The organism is Sphingobacterium lactis, from assembly GCF_051951495.1.
GTDB lineage: Bacteria > Bacteroidota > Bacteroidia > Sphingobacteriales > Sphingobacteriaceae > Sphingobacterium > Sphingobacterium lactis_A.
On record NZ_JBNHAS010000004.1, the window covers coordinates 138,924 to 156,744 of the forward strand.

Here is a 17,821-nt window from a genome sequence, read left to right on the forward strand (position 1 = left end):
AAGAAAGGAACAATGATATCGTTGTTCCTTTCTTCTTTTTATAATAAATGGAAGCAAATTATGCTATCCTTTTAACGGTAAAGTTTAAAGTTTGTTCGGCTAGCCTCACAATGACCCAATTTTGTGGGGAGAGAATGAGACTCTTCGCTTTGCTCTGAGTTGTAAATGCAATACTGTTTCTGAATAGATTTTGATCTGACAGTCTAATATCTGTTGTCTGACGTCTGTTGTCTTATAAAGAGAACTTAACCCAGCTATTTCCTTCGTGTCCATAGATGAAATACTTGGACTGTACGATTTCGGCAAGGATTTCGATGTCTTGTAGGTAATCGGATTTTACAGTTCCGAAGTTTGCTTTATTGATGATATAGATTTGGTTGTCTTTTACGGCTTTGATTTCTGCGTATTGTGTTTCCAGAAGTTGTGGAAGTTTACTGAAGAAATCTGGTGCGTCGTGAATAAAGATAAGGAAATCGGCTTCGTTTAAGTCTTGGTTGCTGGCAAGTAATTTACCCCCTGCTACTTGCATGATTTCCTCAAGGTAATCCTGGTCAATAACACTGCTGTTTAAATGTTGGATAAGGACATTTGGACGGCTTTCCATTGGGATGAACTTCAGCTTGTGGATGAGGATGTTGATTTCTTCTTCCAATGTTTCAAAAGCTTGAGGATTGCGTCCTTCCAATTCGTTGGCTATTTCCGTATAATGTTTTAGTTGATCCATTTGTATGAATAATTGTAGCTGCAAAGGTAATCAAGCTGCTTAAAAGAACCTACAAAGTTTGTCAAGATTAGTAAATAATTCGTATTTTGGAATGGTTAAAAACAAAGAGAATTATGTTTGATAAGTTATTTGAGGCGCAACAGAAAGCGAAAGAAATTAAGGATAGATTGGATCATGTTTCGGTGTCAGGAGAGGCTGAAGGTGGAAAGATCCGTGTTATTGCAACAGCAAATAAAGAAATTAGAGAGGTTAAGATTGATCCGGAATTTTTAGCTGAAGCGGATAGAGAGGAATTGGAAGAGCTATTGATCGTAGCGATAAATAAAGCGATTAGCCAGGCTGAGAACATCTCACAAACAGAGATGCAAGCTGCTTCACAAGATTTACTTGGTGGCTTTGGCGGATTAGGAAATTTATTCGGTAATAAATAAGCAAATCATGAAATATACTTATTACGGACATTCGTGTTTTGAATTCGATTTCAATGGCTCAAAAGTATTGTTGGATCCATTTGTGACTTACAATCCACTTGCAAAATCACTTAAAGCTGAGGATTTAAGTCCTGATTATATCTTCTTAACACATGGACATGAGGACCATGTTGCTGATTTGGTAACGGCTCAAAAGAGTAAAGATGCAGTGGTTGTTAGTATTGTGGAGACTGCTGCTTGGGTTAGAAAACAAGGGATTGCTAAGGATAAGGTGATTGAGTTTAACTTAGGTGGTACAGTACATCTTCCTTTCGGTAAAGTGAAAATGGTATTTGCCGCACACTCCAATAGCACTCCTGATGGCCAATATGGTGGTTTTCCGGTAGGATATGTGTTCTTTGTGGATGGAAAGACCATTTACGTTTCGGGAGATACTGCCCTTACCATGGAAATGAAATTGTTGGAGCGTTTTAATATTGATTATGCATTCTTACCAATCGGTGGTCACTATACCATGGACGCTGAAGATGCAGTAATAGCAGCACAATTTGTGAAATGCCAAAATATCATTGGTACACACTTTGACTCTTTCCCACCTATTAAAATTGATCATGACGCTACAGAAAAGTTATTCAGCGAAGCTGATTTGACATTGACTTTGCCGGTGATTGGCGAGACTTATTCATTGTAGGTGAGACCGCTTCGCTGTTAGATATGAGATATGAGACCGCTTCGCTGTTAGATAGTGAATTGTTGATATTATCGATTATTTAGGTAGTAAGGTAGGTAGGGGCAGTACTGAGCGAGTTTGAGTGTGAGGGTGTATCCTCACCGAAAACGAGCGGAATGTCTGCCCGAAAAATTAATAGGAGACCGCTGCGCTATTAGAGGGGTGGAATTCAGGTCTTATAGCGTAAAAAATGATAAAAAGAAAGGAACAATGTTATGGTTGTTCCTTTCTTTATTTATAAATGGTAACAAATTATGCTATCCTTTTATTGGTATAGTTTAAAGTTTGTTCGGCAAGCCTCACAATGACAAGGCCTTGGGGTAGAGAATTGAGACTCTTCGCTTCGCTCTGAGTTGTAAGTAGCAAATATGTTTTCCCCGCCAATAGGTCTAATTACTAAATACTTACTACTAAATACTAAAAAAGGCCCTATATGGGGCCTTTTTTTTATTTTATGCAACGCTTTGTGCTCTATTGATGTGGAATTGAACCAGATCATCAATAGGTGAGCGAAGGATTTTTCCTACTTTCATGCCATACTGGGTAGCTTTTTCTTCCAATACATTACGGAAGTTGTAGCCTACTGAACCGATACAGTTAAATGTATAGGTTTGGTAGTCTGGGTATTTGCTAACCAAGTTGTTGAAGAATGCTTCGAAAGCATCATCAACGATTTTACGTGTATATTGAAGATTCACATTGTTGTCATATACAAACTTGCTGAAGCTAGCGCAGAAACGGTTAGCTAGTGGTTTTGTATATACATTATCCATAATCTCGTCTGGAGATAATTTATACGTTTCGTAGAATACATCAGCTACATCCTTAGGCATAAGACCACGGATGAAGTCTGTCAATAATTTCTTTCCGATATAACTTCCACTTCCTTCATCACCTAAGATATAAGCTGCAGAGTCAATGTTGTGGGTAATATCTTTACCATCATAAATACAGGTGTTTGTACCTGTTCCAAGGATTGCAGCAAATCCTGGATTATTTCCTAATAATGCGCGAGCAGCAGCTAATAAGTCGTGTCCAACTTCGACTTTTGCTTGTGGGAATACCACTTGGATAGCGTCTTCTACAATCTTTGCCTTCTCTTCATTGTGTACACCTGCACCATAATAATTTACCTCAGTGATCTTTTCGAATGGAATATCCTGTGGTAGTCCTTTTTTAAGGGATGCAACAATGTAATCGCTATCTACAAAGTATGGGTTGTAACCCTCGGTGTTGAAATAGATCTTTTTATTAGAATCATCTAACAAACACCAGTTTGTTTTTGTAGACCCTCCATCTGCAATTATTATCATTATTTAAAAGATTTAAATTTTATTAACTTGTTTGTTCGTTTTACAATGGTAATTTTTAAGTATTGACCCCAAAATAAGGGATTTATTGCTAAAAATAAGAATTTTTATGTGATATAATCAAAATAAAAGCTACCGAAAAATGGTATTATTACACACAAAAGCTCACAATCTTCTGATTGTGAGCTTCTTGTAAGGTTAAGAAATGTTTAACTACTTAGTGTATTTTTTACAATTAGTTGTCGCTTTAGTGTGCGCCCTCAGCTTCAATATCATCAATATTAATACCCTGTTTCGTTAAGAATTTACGAACCAAAATTGCAAAGATTATGATGTACACAAAGCCAATCACTGGAACGATATAAGAGTTGTGGATACCAATGATATCTGAAAGTTTTCCTTGTATTGGAGGGATGATACCACCACCTAAAATCATCATTACTAAAAATGCAGATCCTTGTTCAGTGTACTTGCCTAATCCTTGGATGGATAAACTGAAGATTGAACCCCACATAATGGAACATGCTAAACCGCCTGAAAGGAATGCATAAATCGCAACAGTTCCGCTGGATAATAAGCCCACAATCATAGCTAATAAACCAAAGGTCCCGAAGATAATAAGGGTGCGAACTGGTTTCTCTTTACTAATGAAGAAGGCAACAATTTGAATGGCCACACAGATGATATAGAAGTACAATACAGACATGTCAAAGCCTGCCATCGTATTGACACCTATAATGATACTGAAGGCTACAATTGGAACTATAATAGTTAACAATTGCTTTCTAGAACTTGTTAAATTAAATGCAGTGATTGCTCCAGCCCAACGCCCAATCATCATACCGCCCCAATACATACTAACATAAGGCGTGATCTGAGACGATTGTAAATTACCGAATTCCTCTAATGTCAACAATTCACCTAGGTTAGAACCTATTGCTACTTCAATGCCTACATAAACAAATAGAGCTAACATACCCAAGACCAACTGCGGGTATTTCATGGCTCCCCAACCTGCTGGATTCTTTTTAGCTGAACTGTATGAAAATAACAATCCGCCAACAACCACTACCAGAGCCCCTAGTAACCAAAACATACGACTTAGTTCAAGTTTATGTGATAAAGCCTTCAAATTCTCGGCTATGCTGATATCCGTATTGGTTTTTACTATTTCTTTTAACTTCTCTACTTCAAGAGCTGCATCAGAATTATAACTGGTGAATACCGGAATAAAAGCACATAATAAAAGCACAGTCATAATGATTAAGGTGGTTCTGGCTTTTTTTGCAGGCTCCATAGGTTCTAAGTTATAACCATCAGGAACTTTCTTGGAAAAGTAAAATAGGGCAGAGGCTAATAAGAACAATAGACCAACACCTACATAGAGGTAAACTACTTTATTTAAAGGTAGGTTAGCTATCTGATCATCGGAGATGGTTTCGAAGGTCCCAAATAAGGCAAATCCAATGATTAAGGGTCCAATAGTCGTTCCTAAGGAGTTAATACCGCCACCAAGGTTTACACGGGAGGCACCAGTTTTAGGGTCTCCTAATAGCACCGCAAAGGGGTTTGCAGCAGTTTGTTGTAATGAAAAACCTAAGGCTACGATAAATAATCCAATTAACATCCCAAGGTAGATATTCACCTCCACGGCTACAATCATGGCTGCAGCACCTAGCGCGGAGAATAATAAACCATAAACAATACTTCGTTTATATCCCCACTTGCCGACAAGATCTTTTCCGGAGATTGTACCAAAGATAAATAGCAGAAGTGCTCCAATGTAATAGGCTGTATAGAAAGCAAAGTCAATTAATTGGGATTGAAATTGATCTAGATGGAAATAATTTTTACAGAAAGGAATAAAGACACTGTTACCAGCGGCGATAAATCCCCAGAAAAAGAACACCACAATGAGGGTGTACAGTGCGGGGTAATTGGTGTTTGTCTGTTGGTTATTCATATGAATCTTAGCTGATTTATAATTTTAAAGACACAAATAAAGAATTTTTTTTTGATTTATCTTATAAATTAACAGAGTGCTAAAACAATTTACTAAGTTTGTCTGTCCTTTGGATAGTGAGGAATTGAAAAAAAATTACTATTTTTCTTTTGAAATTACATTTCTTCTTTTTTTCTTTGTGGCGGTTCTAAAAATTGTCTTTCAGTAAGGTATATGGAAAATCTGTTAAAGAAAAGATTTTGATTTACCTGAATCCCATCTTACATTCAAGAAGTTTTGAGAAATACAATTTCATATAAAAATAAAAAATCCTATAAATCATAGAATAAATTAATGGATATTAATGAATTGAATACGAAACTCGTGTCTGAATTGCGCGAGATCGCTAAAGTTCTTGGTATCAGTGATGCCGAAAAGCTTAGAAAGCAAGAGTTAATAGATCGTATTACTGTTATAGCCCAAGAGGCACAACAAGCTCGTTCAGAAGAAGCGCCAGCTACCGAGACAGATGAGTTTGGAGGTGCAGATCGTCCGCGCAAGCGCGTACGTACGGTCAAGGTTGCTGAACCTGTTGCAGTAGGTCGTAAAAAATCTTCAGAAGAAGAACAACCCAAAATTGATTTCCCTAGTGCGCCCTCCGAACCTGAACAAGTAGAAACTCCAAGACCATCCACTCCACCTGAACCAGCAGCAAAATCAAATGCTACTGACTTTGATAATGTTATTGTCAATGAAGGTGTATTGGAGATCATGTCTGATGGATATGGATTCCTTCGTTCTTCGGATTATAATTACTTGACTTCTCCAGACGATATATATGTATCGCAATCGCAGATTAAATTATTCGGTCTTAAGACTGGTGATAATGTGCGTGGATGTATTCGCCCTCCAAAAGAAGGTGAGAAATATTTCCCATTAGTTCGTGTAGAAGCGATTAATGGTCAAGATCCTGCAGAGGTTAGAGACCGTGTACCATTTGATTATTTAACGCCATTATTCCCAGATGAGAAACTAAATCTTGACTTAGGTCCAGGTAATTACTCAACTAGAATCATGGATTTGTTTACACCAATTGGTAAAGGTCAGCGTGGATTGATCGTAGCTCAACCGAAAACAGGTAAAACCAACTTGTTGAAAGAAGTAGCTAACGCGATTGCTAAGAATCACCCGGAAGTTTATTTGATTATCTTATTAATCGATGAGCGTCCAGAGGAGGTAACTGATATGGCACGTAGCGTACGCGCAGAAGTAGTTTCATCTACATTTGATGAGCCTGCTGATCGTCACGTAAAGATTGCTAATATCGTGTTGGAAAAAGCAAAACGTATGGTAGAGTGTGGACACGATGTGGTTATTCTATTGGATTCCATTACACGTCTTGCACGTGCCTATAACACCGTAGCTCCAGCATCTGGAAAGATTCTCTCCGGTGGTGTGGATGCGAATGCTTTACACAAACCTAAGCGCTTCTTTGGTGCTGCCCGTAACATTGAAAACGGTGGTTCACTTACTATTTTAGCTACTGCCTTGACCGAGACAGGTTCTAAAATGGATGAGGTAATCTTCGAGGAATTCAAAGGTACTGGTAACATGGAATTGCAGTTGGATCGTAAGTTGTCTAACAAACGTATCTTCCCTGCAATTGACTTAACAGCATCCAGCACGCGTCGTGATGACCTATTGGTTGATCGTGAAGAAATGCAGCGTATGTGGGTATTAAGAAACCATTTAGCGGATATGAATTCTCAAGAAGCAATGGAATTCTTATTGACTCAAATGCGCGGTACGAAGTCCAATTCCGAATTTTTAATTAGTATGAATGGCTAAAATGCCATGATTAATTGATATTTTTGAGCCATCTTTGTTAAGAAGATGGCTTTTTTTTATTTATGAAGAAATACATTCCAAATACCATAACCTCCCTCAATCTTTTTTCCGGATGTATCGGTGTGATCATGGCTTTGCGTGGGGAGTTTAACTATGCTTTTTACTGTGTTCTTGCATCCGGGATATTCGACTTCTTTGATGGGATGTCGGCCAGAGCTTTACACGTAAAATCATTGATTGGAAAGGAATTGGATTCTTTAGCCGATGTGATAAGCTTTGGTTTCTTACCAGGTACGATTATCTATATGTTATTAAAAGAATCAACCACGAATGAATACATACCTTATTTAGCTTATATCCTGACGGTATTTTCCGCTTTACGATTAGCTAAATTCAATATCGATACCAGACAAACAACAGACTTTATCGGTGTGAACACACCTATGAATACCTTTGTTATTATTTCACTTCCATTTATTTCTCAGCAGTTTCCTGCAATCATCAATACCTATGGGTTACTGCTAATTACGATCGTGTCCAGCTTATTACTAGTATCTGAGATTAAGCTGTTCTCTATGAAATTAAGTTCCTTGAAATGGGCAGTCAATAAGTATAAATACCTGTTCCTGTTAACAAGTGTTATCTTATTGATATTCTTGAAATTTTTAGCTCTTCCGATTATTCTGGTACTCTATATTATCTTTTCTTACATCCATTTTTCTTCCGAAAAGTCGCTGGATAATCAAGACAAAGTAGAGGCATAATCTTCCAGTTCTTCCATTGCTAGGGTAAAATCTTGTTCTAGTTTGGTGAAAATCTGCTGGATGTCTGAGAATGCTGCGTTTGCTGCTGCTTGTGATTCTAGTTCCTGGAATTGTAGTCTGATGTTGCTGGCGCCAATATATTCCATAGTTGGCTTAATGTGATGTGCTTTACTTTTGATTTCTGTGTAATCTACCTTCCCTATGGCTTGTTTTAACTCTTGGAAATCTTCCTTTCCTTGTCCTAAAAACATACCGATCATTTGCTTAACTACATCAACATTGTTCATCATGTTTGACATGATGAATTCGGGATTAATGATCTTGTAATTCATTATGATTTTAAAATATTCACTAACAATTGGTCTTTTGACCCCAATAATAAGTCTTTGTTTGATTTCTTTAAAACCGGATGTATATATTGTGGCGAAATTTCGACTAATGGAACTAGGGTAAAGTTGCGTTGATGTAAAAATGGATGTGGTATCTTCAAATTCTCAGAATCAATAATTTCCTCATTATAGTATAGCATATCGATGTCAATGACTCGAGAACCCCATTTCTTAAAACGGATTCTCCCTAAATCATTCTCTATACTTAAGGCAATCTGTAAAAATTCCTCTGCAGAAAGCTCGCTTTCCACCAATAACACTTGATTTAAAAAAATGGGCTGGTCTTCTACACCCCAAGCCTCAGATTCATAGATGCTGGATGCTTGCTCGATATGTCCTAATTTTTGACTTATCTGTTCGCGTGCCTGTGCGAGTTGATTTAATGGATCGCCAATATTAGCACCTAACAAAACGTAAACCTGATTCATTTGTTTAATATAAGAATTGTTAATAGGATAATTCAAATAATAACTTATTTTTACGACAGCGACAAAAAATTATCGATGAAAGCATTTTTTAAATACGTATTAGCGACTATTACAGGGATATTGATTTTCAGTGTCTTGATGTTCTTTATTATGATTGGTATTATTGGAGCCATGGTGAGTTCCGTAGGCAGTAAATCTGAAACCGTTACACCTAGTAACGCGGTATTACTGATTAACCTTGATCATACCATTACCGAAAAAACAGAGCCTAACCCCTTTGAGAATTTAGATCTACCCGGTTACACTGGTGCCCGTAGTCTTGGTTTGAATGATATGGTTTCTCGTATTAAAGCTGCTAAAGATGATGGTAATATTAAAGGTATTTATTTAAATGTATCAGGGGTAAATGCAGGATTCTCAACTGCAAAAGCAATTCGCGAAGCTATTTTAGATTTCAAAACTTCAGGAAAGTTTGTTGTAGCTTTCTCCGATGTCATGAGTCAAAAAGGCTATTATATCAATAGCGCTGCTGATGAGATTTATCTGAATCCACAAGGAAGTCTAGATTTCCGTGGATTAGCTACTTCCGTGATGTTCTTCAAAGAAGCTATGGATAAATTAGGTGTTGATATGCAAATCCTGAAGGTTGGCACCTATAAGAGTGCTGTCGAGCCATTTATGATGAATAGCATGAGTGAAGCGAATAAGGAACAAGTAAATTCCTATTTGGGTAGTATATATGATACTTTTCTTTCTGATATTTCAGCAAGCAAAAAATTATCTGTTGACAGTCTTCGTGGGATAGCGAATGGCTATTTAATTCGTGAACCAGAGGATGCAAAGAAATATGGATTTGTAAACAACCTATTATATAAGGATGAGGTTTTCGCAAAGATCCGTACAAAACTTGGTATTGATGAGAAGAAGGATATTCCTTATGTATCGATCTTAGACTATACAAATAAGCCTAGTGCTGGAGAAGCAGGAGGTGATCGTGTAGCTGTATTGTATGCATACGGTGAGATTATTGATGGCGAGGGAATGGATGGTCAGATTGGTGGTGATAAAATTTCGCGTGAGCTCCGTCAATTACGTCTAGACGATAAGGTTAAGGCGGTTGTGTTGCGTGTTAACTCTCCAGGAGGTTCTGCTTTGGCATCCGAAAATATCTGGCGTGAGGTTGATCTTACGAAAAAGGTGAAGCCAGTTGTTGTTTCCATGGGCGATTATGCTGCTTCTGGAGGCTATTATATCTCTGCTGCCGCAGATTCAATCTTCGCTGATCCTACTACCTTAACAGGTTCTATTGGTGTATTCGGTATGATTCCTAATTTCCAAAAGCTCTTTAATGAGAAGCTTGGGGTTCATTTTGATGCGGTTAAAACAGCTAAATTTGCGGATATGGACGTAGATATGGATCGTCCACTGACCGAAGAAGAGAAGACCATTATACAAGGTGGTGTCAATAAAATCTACCAAGTGTTCATGAAGCGTGTTGCTGATGGTCGTAAATTGGATGTTGCCTATGTAGATAGCATTGGTCAGGGTCGTGTGTGGACCGGTAAACAAGCTGTAGATTTGAAATTGGTTGACCGTATAGCGACTTTAGATGAGGCTGTCAAGGCCGCAGCTAAGAAAGCGAAATTAGATAATTATCGTGTTTCTGAATACCCTCGAATGAAAGATCCATTCTCAAGTATTCTTTCCACTTCAAAAGAGAAGATCAAAATGTGGATGCTAGAGGACGAACTAGGAGACTATGTCAAGTATTATAGTGAATTGAAAAAAGTAAGTAAACAAAGCGGGATTCAAGCGAGGATACCGTATTTAGTTGAAATATATTAAACATAAAAAGGCGCTGATTCGAGTTTTGAGATCAGCGCCTTTTTTATATCTTTAGACACGTAAAATCAACCGGAAATAAAACATAAGATGAAAACTATCGACGATTTAAATTTTAATGGAAAAAAAGCATTGATCAGAGTTGATTTCAATGTACCCCTAGACGAGAACTTCCAAATTACAGATGATAATAGAATTCAAGGCGCATTACCAACGATCAAAAAGATCTTGAACGATGGCGGTTCTGTTATTTTGATGTCGCATTTGGGTAGACCAAAAGAAGGTCCTACGGATAAATTTTCGCTTAAACATATTGTAAAGCATTTATCTGAAGTTTTGGGTGTAGAGGTACAATTTGCTAATGATTGCATTGGTGAAGAAGCTAAGGAAAAAGCAGCAGCCTTGAAACCAGGGGAAGTGCTCTTATTGGAAAACTTACGCTTCTATAAAGAAGAAGAGAAAGGTGATAAAGATTTCGCTAAGAAATTGGCGGATTTAGGAGATGTTTATGTGAATGATGCCTTTGGAACAGCACACCGTGCGCATGCTTCAACGGCTATTATCGCAGAAAACTTCCCGAATAATAAATACTTTGGATACTTGATGGCAAAGGAAATTGCCAATGCAGAGAAAGTGATGAACCATCCGGAGCGTCCTTTTACCGCTATTATGGGTGGTGCGAAAGTATCTGATAAATTGGAGTTGATCGAGGCTTTATTGGATAAAGTAGATAACCTAATCATTGGTGGAGGTATGGCTTATACCTTCATTAAAGCACGTGGTGGTGAGATTGGTAAATCTCTTGTCGAATTAGATAAATTGGATCTAGCGAATGATTTGGTGAAGAAAGCTGAAGAGAAAGGGGTGAACTTGGTATTGCCTACAGATGCTCAAATTGCAGATCGTTTTGCTAACGATGCGAATGTATATGACGGTCCGAATGATGAAATCCCTGCGGACATGCAAGGTTTAGATATCGGAAAGGAATCGTCTGAGCATTTCCACGATGTAATTATGGCTTCAAATACCTTATTATGGAATGGTCCAATGGGTGTGTTTGAAATGGAAACCTTTGAAAAAGGTACTCGCGCAGTAGCAAATGCTGTTGTTGCAGCTACTGAAAGAGGTGCATTCTCCTTGATTGGGGGAGGTGATTCTGCAGCGGCAATCTCTAAATTTGGAATGACTGAACATGTAAGCTATGTAAGTACCGGTGGTGGTGCTTTATTGGAATACATGGAAGGAAAAACACTTCCAGGGGTAGCTGCTATTCTTGATTAATTCAGATTATAAGCATATTAAAAAAGCCGCAGTGATTGTTTCACTGCGGCTTTTTTAATATCAAGAAACCATCTTTCAGAAGCTTTTTCTTGTTCTGAGTCTTCCTTTCCTTGATCTCCGATTTCCCATCATAGTCTTAATAACTATAATTGAAACTAAAGCTAGGCACTACTTTTCCTCGTGCACTCGGATGATTGATGTAGCTTAATTTCGATCCGAAGCCAAAATCTGGTAGTTTATATCGTAATAAATTGAAGTCTACGGACAGTCCTACGCCATAAGAAGCAGGCGCTAGATTGTTCTTTCCAACGTTTTGATGATCACTAAATAGATAACCATGAAGACGTTTTACATAAGCTAAGGGACCAATAGACCAGTCTGGATAAGCAATAGGGAAACGGTAGTTTAAGAGCAAAGTATTATCTACTTTTTCCGACTTAAAATGTGCCCATCCACCAACCATGGGAAGTTCATTGGATGCTAAGTATCGACCGTCTCCATGTTGCCAGGAGAACCTCGCCTGAAAGGCGTGGTTAGCATAGAATCCTGGGAAATAGAAGTTACTTCTTAAGCTGAAATATTGCCCATTCATGTTGTTGCTAAATGGTACATGACGGTAAATAAAGCTGATGTTTTGTCCCCATCGTGGTACCAGATCCATGGTACTACGGCGCTGATTTCTGTTGAAATATACCTGGTAATTGAGAGGGAAAGCTATCTCATATTGAAAGCTTCGAATGGTATTTAAGCTTAAATCATAACGTTTTTGGTAAGAAGTACCGAAGTTTAGACCATAGCTATACAGGTCTTTCCCGCGGTATTTTTGAAAAGGAAGCTGTAAATCTAAGGTGTAAACATGCTCTCTGTAGTCAAAATTTACAGTCTCATTTGGCTTATTTGCTACCTTTGCTTGGCCTATCATGCCTCTGTTTTTATAGGCAAATGTCAGTTTTGGGAAGTATCTCTGATAAGAAATCTCCGCTGAATAGGTGCTTTTTTCCCTTTCTAAATCATACTCATATCCTATTTTTATCTGGGAAGTATTGAGTAAATCATTCGCAATCCAGAAGATTCCAGGCTTATAATTATCGAAACTTTCGAAATTATTCGCACTAATACTAAGGCTATGGAAGTTCAAAAAGTGGCTCCAAGGACTATATTTTTTGCTGCTTAGTGCGATATTCTCAGTTGATTCAGGTAGAAAATAAGGCTCTTTTACCGTGCTATCAACCAGTGTTGGGACGTATTCTTGCAGCGAAATTCTTGATTTCTCTACCGTATTTAAGTCTAATTTTGCCATCTTATAGCCGTTAAATCGATAGCTGTTGTAGAGGATTTCGCCTTGATTTCCTATGCTCGGATTACGGAATCCAAGTTGAGATTGACTGATTTGATAGAGCTGATTGTCCGAATTATCCAGTAAAAATAGGTTGTCCGCATCCGTACTTTGCCCCTTGAATACGATGCCTTTTTCGCTGTAGACAGGTCGTTCCAATTCTTGATTTGACCAAGGAAGGAGCCATCGAGTAGCCTTTGTTTGTAGGTCAATTTCGATCAGATTATTGCCTTTTTCTCCAATAACGATGGCGGCTATTTTGGTGTGGTCTGCGTTTAAAGAAGGTTGTAATAGCTGTGATCCATCCGCTAAATTTATGATTTCACTAACTGATTTTGTGGAAATTTCGATTTTAACGAGGCTGGAGACATTATTTTCATTTACATGAACTGCATATACGTTTTGAGAATTTACGTCGATTATAGGGCTGTAAAATCGGCTGTTTTTGCTGAGGTCTTGGCTTTTTTTCGTCTTAAAATCAAAAATTCGGATAATATTATAGGTCTGTTTCCCAAATCGAGCATCTCTACGGATTTCGTCCCAAACTATATAATTGTTGTTAATATTAAAATAGGGTCTCAGCTGATAACCCAATTTTAGGATGCTTTTTTGCTTTTCACCATCCATTTCAACGATCTCATCTATCCTTTGCGGACTCTCTTTTAAGGCATAAATGAGGTTGGAAGCATTCGTTTGTGGTAAGAAATAGTTGGAGAAATAGCGGTCATTTTGGTTTGCTAATAGTTCTCCTTCTTGGTTTTTCCAACTCGTTTGCCATACCTTATTTAAGCTGTCCATACTATGCTGATGGAGCTGGCGACTATATAAACCGGTATGTTTTTTTAGTGCCAAATTGAAGTTGAAAGGTCTTAATAAATGACGGCTCATGTCCTTTAAGATTTGCTCTTTTACAGCTTCGCCTTTTGTGTTGTTTAGGTAGGCATTCATCACATATCCGGTCAAGTAATAGGAGGGGGTAATGTCTTTAAAAGAACCAATGATGTTCTTACTAAAGCTGTAATTTCTACCACTCAATAAGTTTGCCTTTAGAGGTGAAAACCAATCGTTCGACCGGCCTCTACCACCATTAGAAAATCGGGTTTCGATATCCACGGCGTCTCCCTCAAAGTACCAAGCCGGAAGGTGAATACCATATAAAGCCAAGGCAAGTTGTTCGAAAAAAGGGCCTTTGATTTTACCTGTCAATTTGTCAAACTGTGCTACATGTCGAAGCTCATGTTGAATCAGGTTGGTAAGCCAGGCAGTGTTGTCGGTAGCAGGTCCAGGGGTGCTATACAGTTCCACTTTTCGAGGAGCTAATTGAACGAATCCATTCTGTTCAATATGATTTTCTTGAAATATTATGGAGATTTTTTTTGGCTTGATCTTTAAATCCTTCGAGGCATTATCAAGCATGGTTTGTATTTGTTGGGCTAGGAGAGATGCACTACGCTCAAACTCCTGTGGGTAGATCAACTGAAAATTCGGACTGTTGATTTGTCTCCATTTCACCTTAGGAGAGGGTTGATCGTAGTCAAAAATCTGTGAAAATAAGTTTGATGTATTTATTGTTAATAATAATACAGTTAATATACTGATAAATATATTCTTATATTTCATAAATATGCTAAAAATAGGCTAATGCTAAATATATTAGTAAGAAATGCTAATATTGTATAGTTTAAAAGTTTATATAAGTGTGTGTAAACTATTGAATATAAGTATTTAAAGGTTAATTTTAAAATGGTTAATTTTTGGTGTTTTTTGATTAAAAATGACCTCTTTTTAAGTTTTTATAAGAACTGATTGTTGCTCTAAATCAAGCTCTGTAAATGTAGACTATTTCGAATTATTTACCAAATTTGTTGCTATTGGCCTGCTATTTTTTGGCTTTGGTGAAATTTATGATTTTAACTGACTCACATTTTTTAGTTCTAAGCTGTGAGTTTTGTAGTCGGTCAGATTCTGATTCCAATTTTTTATGTGCATATTTTTGCTTGAAAAAAATCACCTCATTTTGACGTTCAGGTTATCACTAATTTTTTAAGTGATATTTTATCAGACTACTTCTAAAATTTCATCTAATAAAATCTCCTATTGCTTACTGACATACTGACATGTTATTTTGAATAGTCTAGCTCCTGCTTTCCTGATATTGTCTACTATATTTTCTTACATAACTTCAAAAGTTTGTTTGTCAACTTAGGTTGTTGTCTGAAGATTTTGTGTGAATTGGATTTTGTTTTTAGGTGTGAATTGTTTTTCGATTCTGATTTTGTTTTACCATCTAAATGGGTTGATTCTCCTTAAGGGTATAGGATTTAATTTGACTGGAAATTTTGGTTCTAAGGCTAAGGTCTTCGGGTAGCATCAACAGGGATGAATTTAATGATTTGAGCTGTTCTAGTTTATTCGAATTGATCTTGATTAAGATCAATCAAAAAGTCTTTGAATTTTGGGTTTCATTAATAATGATGAGTCTGGTTTTTTGAAGGTACTGTCTTGGTTGATATTAAGCGCTGTCGATGCATGTATTTTGGGCTATGCTGTGGCTGTTATGCTTGGTCTTCCATCTCCAGTGTTTTGATGACTAAAGTCTAGATTAAAAGACACTATATCATTGATGGATTTTTCAAGTAAATTCAACTTGGTGAATTTGCATCTTCCATTTCAATCGATGTTATCATAAGGTTAAAATAATTTAAATAAGATTAAGTTGTGCTAATATATTGCATTTTAGTATTTGTTGTTCTTTATGAATGGTCTGTATTCTACTTTTTATTTTATGAAATGTATTATAATGTCAAATAAATTAACAAATAAATAAATATTACAGTTTTCATTTGTTTTTCTTTTCACCTCTTCTTTCTCGATTTTAACGTTTTTTGTTAGTGAAAAATAGCTTGATAATGATATGATTAAATCTGTTTTATGCTGCTTTTCTTTTCATCCTATTGGACGAGTTAAATTAGACTATTACTAATTAGTTTGTAATTCCTGTTGTTTTTCAATTAAAAAAAACGACTTTTGCACAAAGAATTTTTAGGGACCAATGTAGGATCATATAAATAAAGGAGGCGTATGGAAGAATTAGCAATGCTTGTTGCGCATGTCGAGCAATTGATAGAACGTGGTGATAGGGCCGAGCTTGCAGATTATTTGAATGAGTTAAACATTTCAGATGTAGAGGAGCTGATTGATGAGCTCCCGGAATATGGCCCCTTGTTTCTTGAGATACTAAGTATCAAGCGATCGGTAAACGTGTTTCGTATCTTGGACTTCCCAACCCAGGAACGTATTTTCAAAAAACTACCGAACTCAAAAATCAGAGAACTTCTTAATGAATTGCCACCGGATGACCGGACCTCATTTTTCAGTGAGCTCTCAGGTGATGTCGTAAAGCGTTTGATTATCCTCCTTACTCCTGAGGAACGTAAGGAAGCTCTTTCCCTATTGGGGTATCCTGAAGATTCCGTTGGACGTCTTATGACGCCTGACTACATCACAGTCAAAGAGCATTGGACGATGCCTCGAGTCCTGGATCACATCCGTCGCTATGGTAGTGCATCAGAAACCATCGACGTGTTATATGTCATTGATGCCGAAGGTAAGCTGATAGACGATATCCGGATCAAGGATGTCTTGGTTGCCGAAGAGGATAAAGTGGTTGCCGATCTTATCGATAACCGGTTGATATCTCTGAAGGCAAATGATCCGCAAGAAGAAGCAGTAACGATCTTCCGTATGAACAATCGTGTGGCACTTCCGGTAGTGGATGAAAAAGACATCATGTTAGGTATTGTGACGATCGATGATATCCTTTGGGTTGCTAATGAAGAGTACTCGGAGGATATGCAACGTATCGGGGGTACGGAAGCTTTAGATGAACCGTATCTGGATGTTTCCATATTTCACCTTGTGAAGAAAAGAGCAGGATGGCTTATCGTGCTATTTTTAGGCCAGCTGTTGACTTTTAATGTGCTTCAGCACTATGAGGATAGGATGAACATCATTCTTGTCCTCCTGATGCCTGTAATCATGTCTAGCGGTGGTAACTCCGGTTCCCAAGCATCCACGTTGATCATTCAGGCGATGGCCATGGGTGAGGTGACGCTTCGTGACTGGTGGTTTGTTATGCGAAGAGAAATAATATCTGGTTTACTATTGGGTGTTATCCTAGGGATATTAGGTTTCTTCCGCATCGCGGTTGATGAATTGATTTCCCACAAATATGGCGATATCTGGTACCTGTATTCCGCAGCCATTGGCTTGTCGCTAGTAGGGGTCGTGTTATGGGGTTCCTTAATTGGGTCGATGTTGCCGTTCATTCTGCGTCGCTTCGGGGCTGACCCAGCGAGTTCATCAGCACCATTCGTATCCACTATTGTCGATGTGACGGGGTTAATTATCTACTTTTCGTTCGCAACTTTAATCCTTCGAGACGTTCTGTTTTAATTATTCTGATTGGTTCTGAATGAATTGCAGAAAATCGAAAAAAAATATTTGCACTTGTCGGTGAAACTTCCGATAATTGCATCACTGAAACCGAAAGGGGTAGTGAAATTCCTGAATAGCTCAGTTGGTTAGAGCATCTGACTGTTAATCAGAGGGTCGCTGGTTCGAGCCCAGCTTCAGGAGCGAAAAAAGCTTGTCATTCGACAAGCTTTTTTTAGTATATAGTAATTAGTATTTAGTAGTTAGACCTAGGGTGGCTATTAGATTTTTAGATTATAGAGGGGTATTATTCCTAAAGCTCCTTTATTCCATAAAGAATTTCATGTGTTGTATCCTGTAGT

Annotated in this window: 13 protein-coding genes and 1 tRNA gene; 8 read left to right on the forward strand and 6 right to left on the reverse strand. The window is 37.7% G+C overall.

Annotation, left to right across the window (positions count from 1 at the left end):
- Nucleotides 1-232: 232 nt before the first annotated feature.
- Nucleotides 233-724: an ABC transporter substrate-binding protein gene (locus ACP6L2_RS14695; protein WP_440510080.1), complete on the reverse strand. Its 492-nt coding sequence runs from the start codon at nucleotides 722-724 to the stop codon at nucleotides 233-235.
- Nucleotides 725-837: 113 nt separating this feature from the next.
- Between ACP6L2_RS14695 and ACP6L2_RS14700 the strand changes: the two genes are divergently transcribed.
- Complete coding sequence (locus ACP6L2_RS14700) at nucleotides 838-1,155, forward strand: YbaB/EbfC family nucleoid-associated protein (RefSeq protein ID WP_344673578.1); 318 nt, start codon at nucleotides 838-840, stop codon at nucleotides 1,153-1,155.
- Between the two features lie 7 nt (nucleotides 1,156-1,162).
- Nucleotides 1,163-1,846 (forward strand): metal-dependent hydrolase, encoded by a 684-nt coding sequence (locus tag ACP6L2_RS14705; protein WP_440510081.1) that lies wholly within the window; start codon nucleotides 1,163-1,165, stop codon nucleotides 1,844-1,846.
- Between the two features lie 491 nt (nucleotides 1,847-2,337).
- Here ACP6L2_RS14705 and ACP6L2_RS14710 read toward each other — a convergent pair whose 3' ends face one another.
- Both ACP6L2_RS14710 and ACP6L2_RS14715 read right to left on the reverse strand, forming a co-directional pair.
- Nucleotides 2,338-3,198 carry an N-acetylglucosamine kinase gene (locus ACP6L2_RS14710; RefSeq protein ID WP_440510082.1) on the reverse strand — a complete coding sequence of 287 codons (861 nt, stop codon included), beginning with the start codon at nucleotides 3,196-3,198 and terminating at the stop codon, nucleotides 2,338-2,340.
- A gap of 244 nt (nucleotides 3,199-3,442) precedes the next feature.
- Nucleotides 3,443-5,158 carry an MFS transporter gene (locus ACP6L2_RS14715; protein WP_440510083.1) on the reverse strand — a complete coding sequence of 572 codons (1,716 nt, stop codon included), beginning with the start codon at nucleotides 5,156-5,158 and terminating at the stop codon, nucleotides 3,443-3,445.
- Between the two features lie 333 nt (nucleotides 5,159-5,491).
- On the opposite strand from ACP6L2_RS14715, the gene rho reads away from it, so the two are divergent.
- Nucleotides 5,492-6,985, forward strand: a complete 1,494-nt coding sequence (gene rho, locus ACP6L2_RS14720; protein ID WP_440510084.1) for a transcription termination factor Rho — start codon at nucleotides 5,492-5,494, stop codon at nucleotides 6,983-6,985.
- A gap of 62 nt (nucleotides 6,986-7,047) precedes the next feature.
- On the forward strand, nucleotides 7,048-7,749 hold the full coding sequence (pssA, locus tag ACP6L2_RS14725) for a CDP-diacylglycerol--serine O-phosphatidyltransferase (protein WP_440510085.1): 702 nt from the start codon (nucleotides 7,048-7,050) through the stop codon (nucleotides 7,747-7,749).
- Here the strand turns inward: pssA and ACP6L2_RS14730 are convergent.
- A complete protein-coding gene (locus ACP6L2_RS14730) occupies nucleotides 7,728-8,081 on the reverse strand; it encodes an Hpt domain-containing protein (RefSeq protein WP_440510086.1) in 354 nt (117 codons plus the stop codon). The genes pssA and ACP6L2_RS14730 overlap by 22 nt on opposite strands.
- Nucleotides 8,081-8,566, reverse strand: a complete 486-nt coding sequence (gene folK, locus ACP6L2_RS14735) for a 2-amino-4-hydroxy-6-hydroxymethyldihydropteridine diphosphokinase (protein ID WP_440510087.1) — start codon at nucleotides 8,564-8,566, stop codon at nucleotides 8,081-8,083. Before folK ends, ACP6L2_RS14730 begins: the two co-directional genes overlap by 1 nt.
- Nucleotides 8,567-8,641: 75 nt before the next feature.
- On the opposite strand from folK, the gene sppA reads away from it, so the two are divergent.
- Together sppA and ACP6L2_RS14745 are read left to right on the forward strand one after the other, a co-directional pair.
- Nucleotides 8,642-10,411: a signal peptide peptidase SppA gene (gene sppA, locus ACP6L2_RS14740; RefSeq protein WP_440510088.1), complete on the forward strand. Its 1,770-nt coding sequence runs from the start codon at nucleotides 8,642-8,644 to the stop codon at nucleotides 10,409-10,411.
- An 87-nt stretch (nucleotides 10,412-10,498) separates the two neighbouring features.
- Nucleotides 10,499-11,689: a phosphoglycerate kinase gene (locus ACP6L2_RS14745; RefSeq protein ID WP_344673587.1), complete on the forward strand. Its 1,191-nt coding sequence runs from the start codon at nucleotides 10,499-10,501 to the stop codon at nucleotides 11,687-11,689.
- A 136-nt stretch (nucleotides 11,690-11,825) separates the two neighbouring features.
- On the opposite strand, the gene ACP6L2_RS14750 is transcribed toward ACP6L2_RS14745, so the two are convergent.
- The gene (locus ACP6L2_RS14750; RefSeq protein ID WP_440510089.1) at nucleotides 11,826-14,645 is read right to left on the reverse strand and encodes a hypothetical protein; all 2,820 of its coding nucleotides are present in this window, start codon (nucleotides 14,643-14,645) and stop codon (nucleotides 11,826-11,828) included.
- Between the two features lie 1,476 nt (nucleotides 14,646-16,121).
- Here ACP6L2_RS14750 and mgtE point away from each other — a divergent pair.
- Nucleotides 16,122-17,480 carry a magnesium transporter gene (gene mgtE / locus ACP6L2_RS14755; RefSeq protein WP_440510215.1) on the forward strand — a complete coding sequence of 453 codons (1,359 nt, stop codon included), beginning with the start codon at nucleotides 16,122-16,124 and terminating at the stop codon, nucleotides 17,478-17,480.
- 109 nt (nucleotides 17,481-17,589) lie between these two features.
- Nucleotides 17,590-17,663 (forward strand) — tRNA-Asn (locus tag ACP6L2_RS14760).
- Nucleotides 17,664-17,821: the final 158 nt, after the last annotated feature.

Bases quoted from the DNA above. Each gene is read 5' to 3' on its own strand.
- ACP6L2_RS14700 (WP_344673578.1), top strand. From the start codon at position 838: ATGTTTGATAAGTTATTTGAGGCGCAACAGAAAGCGAAAGAAATTAAG.
- sppA (WP_440510088.1), top strand. From the start codon at position 8,642: ATGAAAGCATTTTTTAAATACGTATTAGCGACTATTACAGGGATATTG.
- ACP6L2_RS14705 (WP_440510081.1), top strand. From the start codon at position 1,163: ATGAAATATACTTATTACGGACATTCGTGTTTTGAATTCGATTTCAAT.
- ACP6L2_RS14695 (WP_440510080.1), bottom strand. From the start codon at position 724: ATGGATCAACTAAAACATTATACGGAAATAGCCAACGAATTGGAAGGA.
- ACP6L2_RS14710 (WP_440510082.1), bottom strand. From the start codon at position 3,198: ATGATAATAATTGCAGATGGAGGGTCTACAAAAACAAACTGGTGTTTG.
- ACP6L2_RS14730 (WP_440510086.1), bottom strand. From the start codon at position 8,081: ATGAATTACAAGATCATTAATCCCGAATTCATCATGTCAAACATGATG.
- ACP6L2_RS14745 (WP_344673587.1), top strand. From the start codon at position 10,499: ATGAAAACTATCGACGATTTAAATTTTAATGGAAAAAAAGCATTGATC.
- ACP6L2_RS14715 (WP_440510083.1), bottom strand. From the start codon at position 5,158: ATGAATAACCAACAGACAAACACCAATTACCCCGCACTGTACACCCTC.
- rho (WP_440510084.1), top strand. From the start codon at position 5,492: ATGGATATTAATGAATTGAATACGAAACTCGTGTCTGAATTGCGCGAG.
- pssA (WP_440510085.1), top strand. From the start codon at position 7,048: ATGAAGAAATACATTCCAAATACCATAACCTCCCTCAATCTTTTTTCC.
- folK (WP_440510087.1), bottom strand. From the start codon at position 8,566: ATGAATCAGGTTTACGTTTTGTTAGGTGCTAATATTGGCGATCCATTA.
- mgtE (WP_440510215.1), top strand. From the start codon at position 16,122: ATGCTTGTTGCGCATGTCGAGCAATTGATAGAACGTGGTGATAGGGCC.
- ACP6L2_RS14750 (WP_440510089.1), bottom strand. From the start codon at position 14,645: ATGAAATATAAGAATATATTTATCAGTATATTAACTGTATTATTATTA.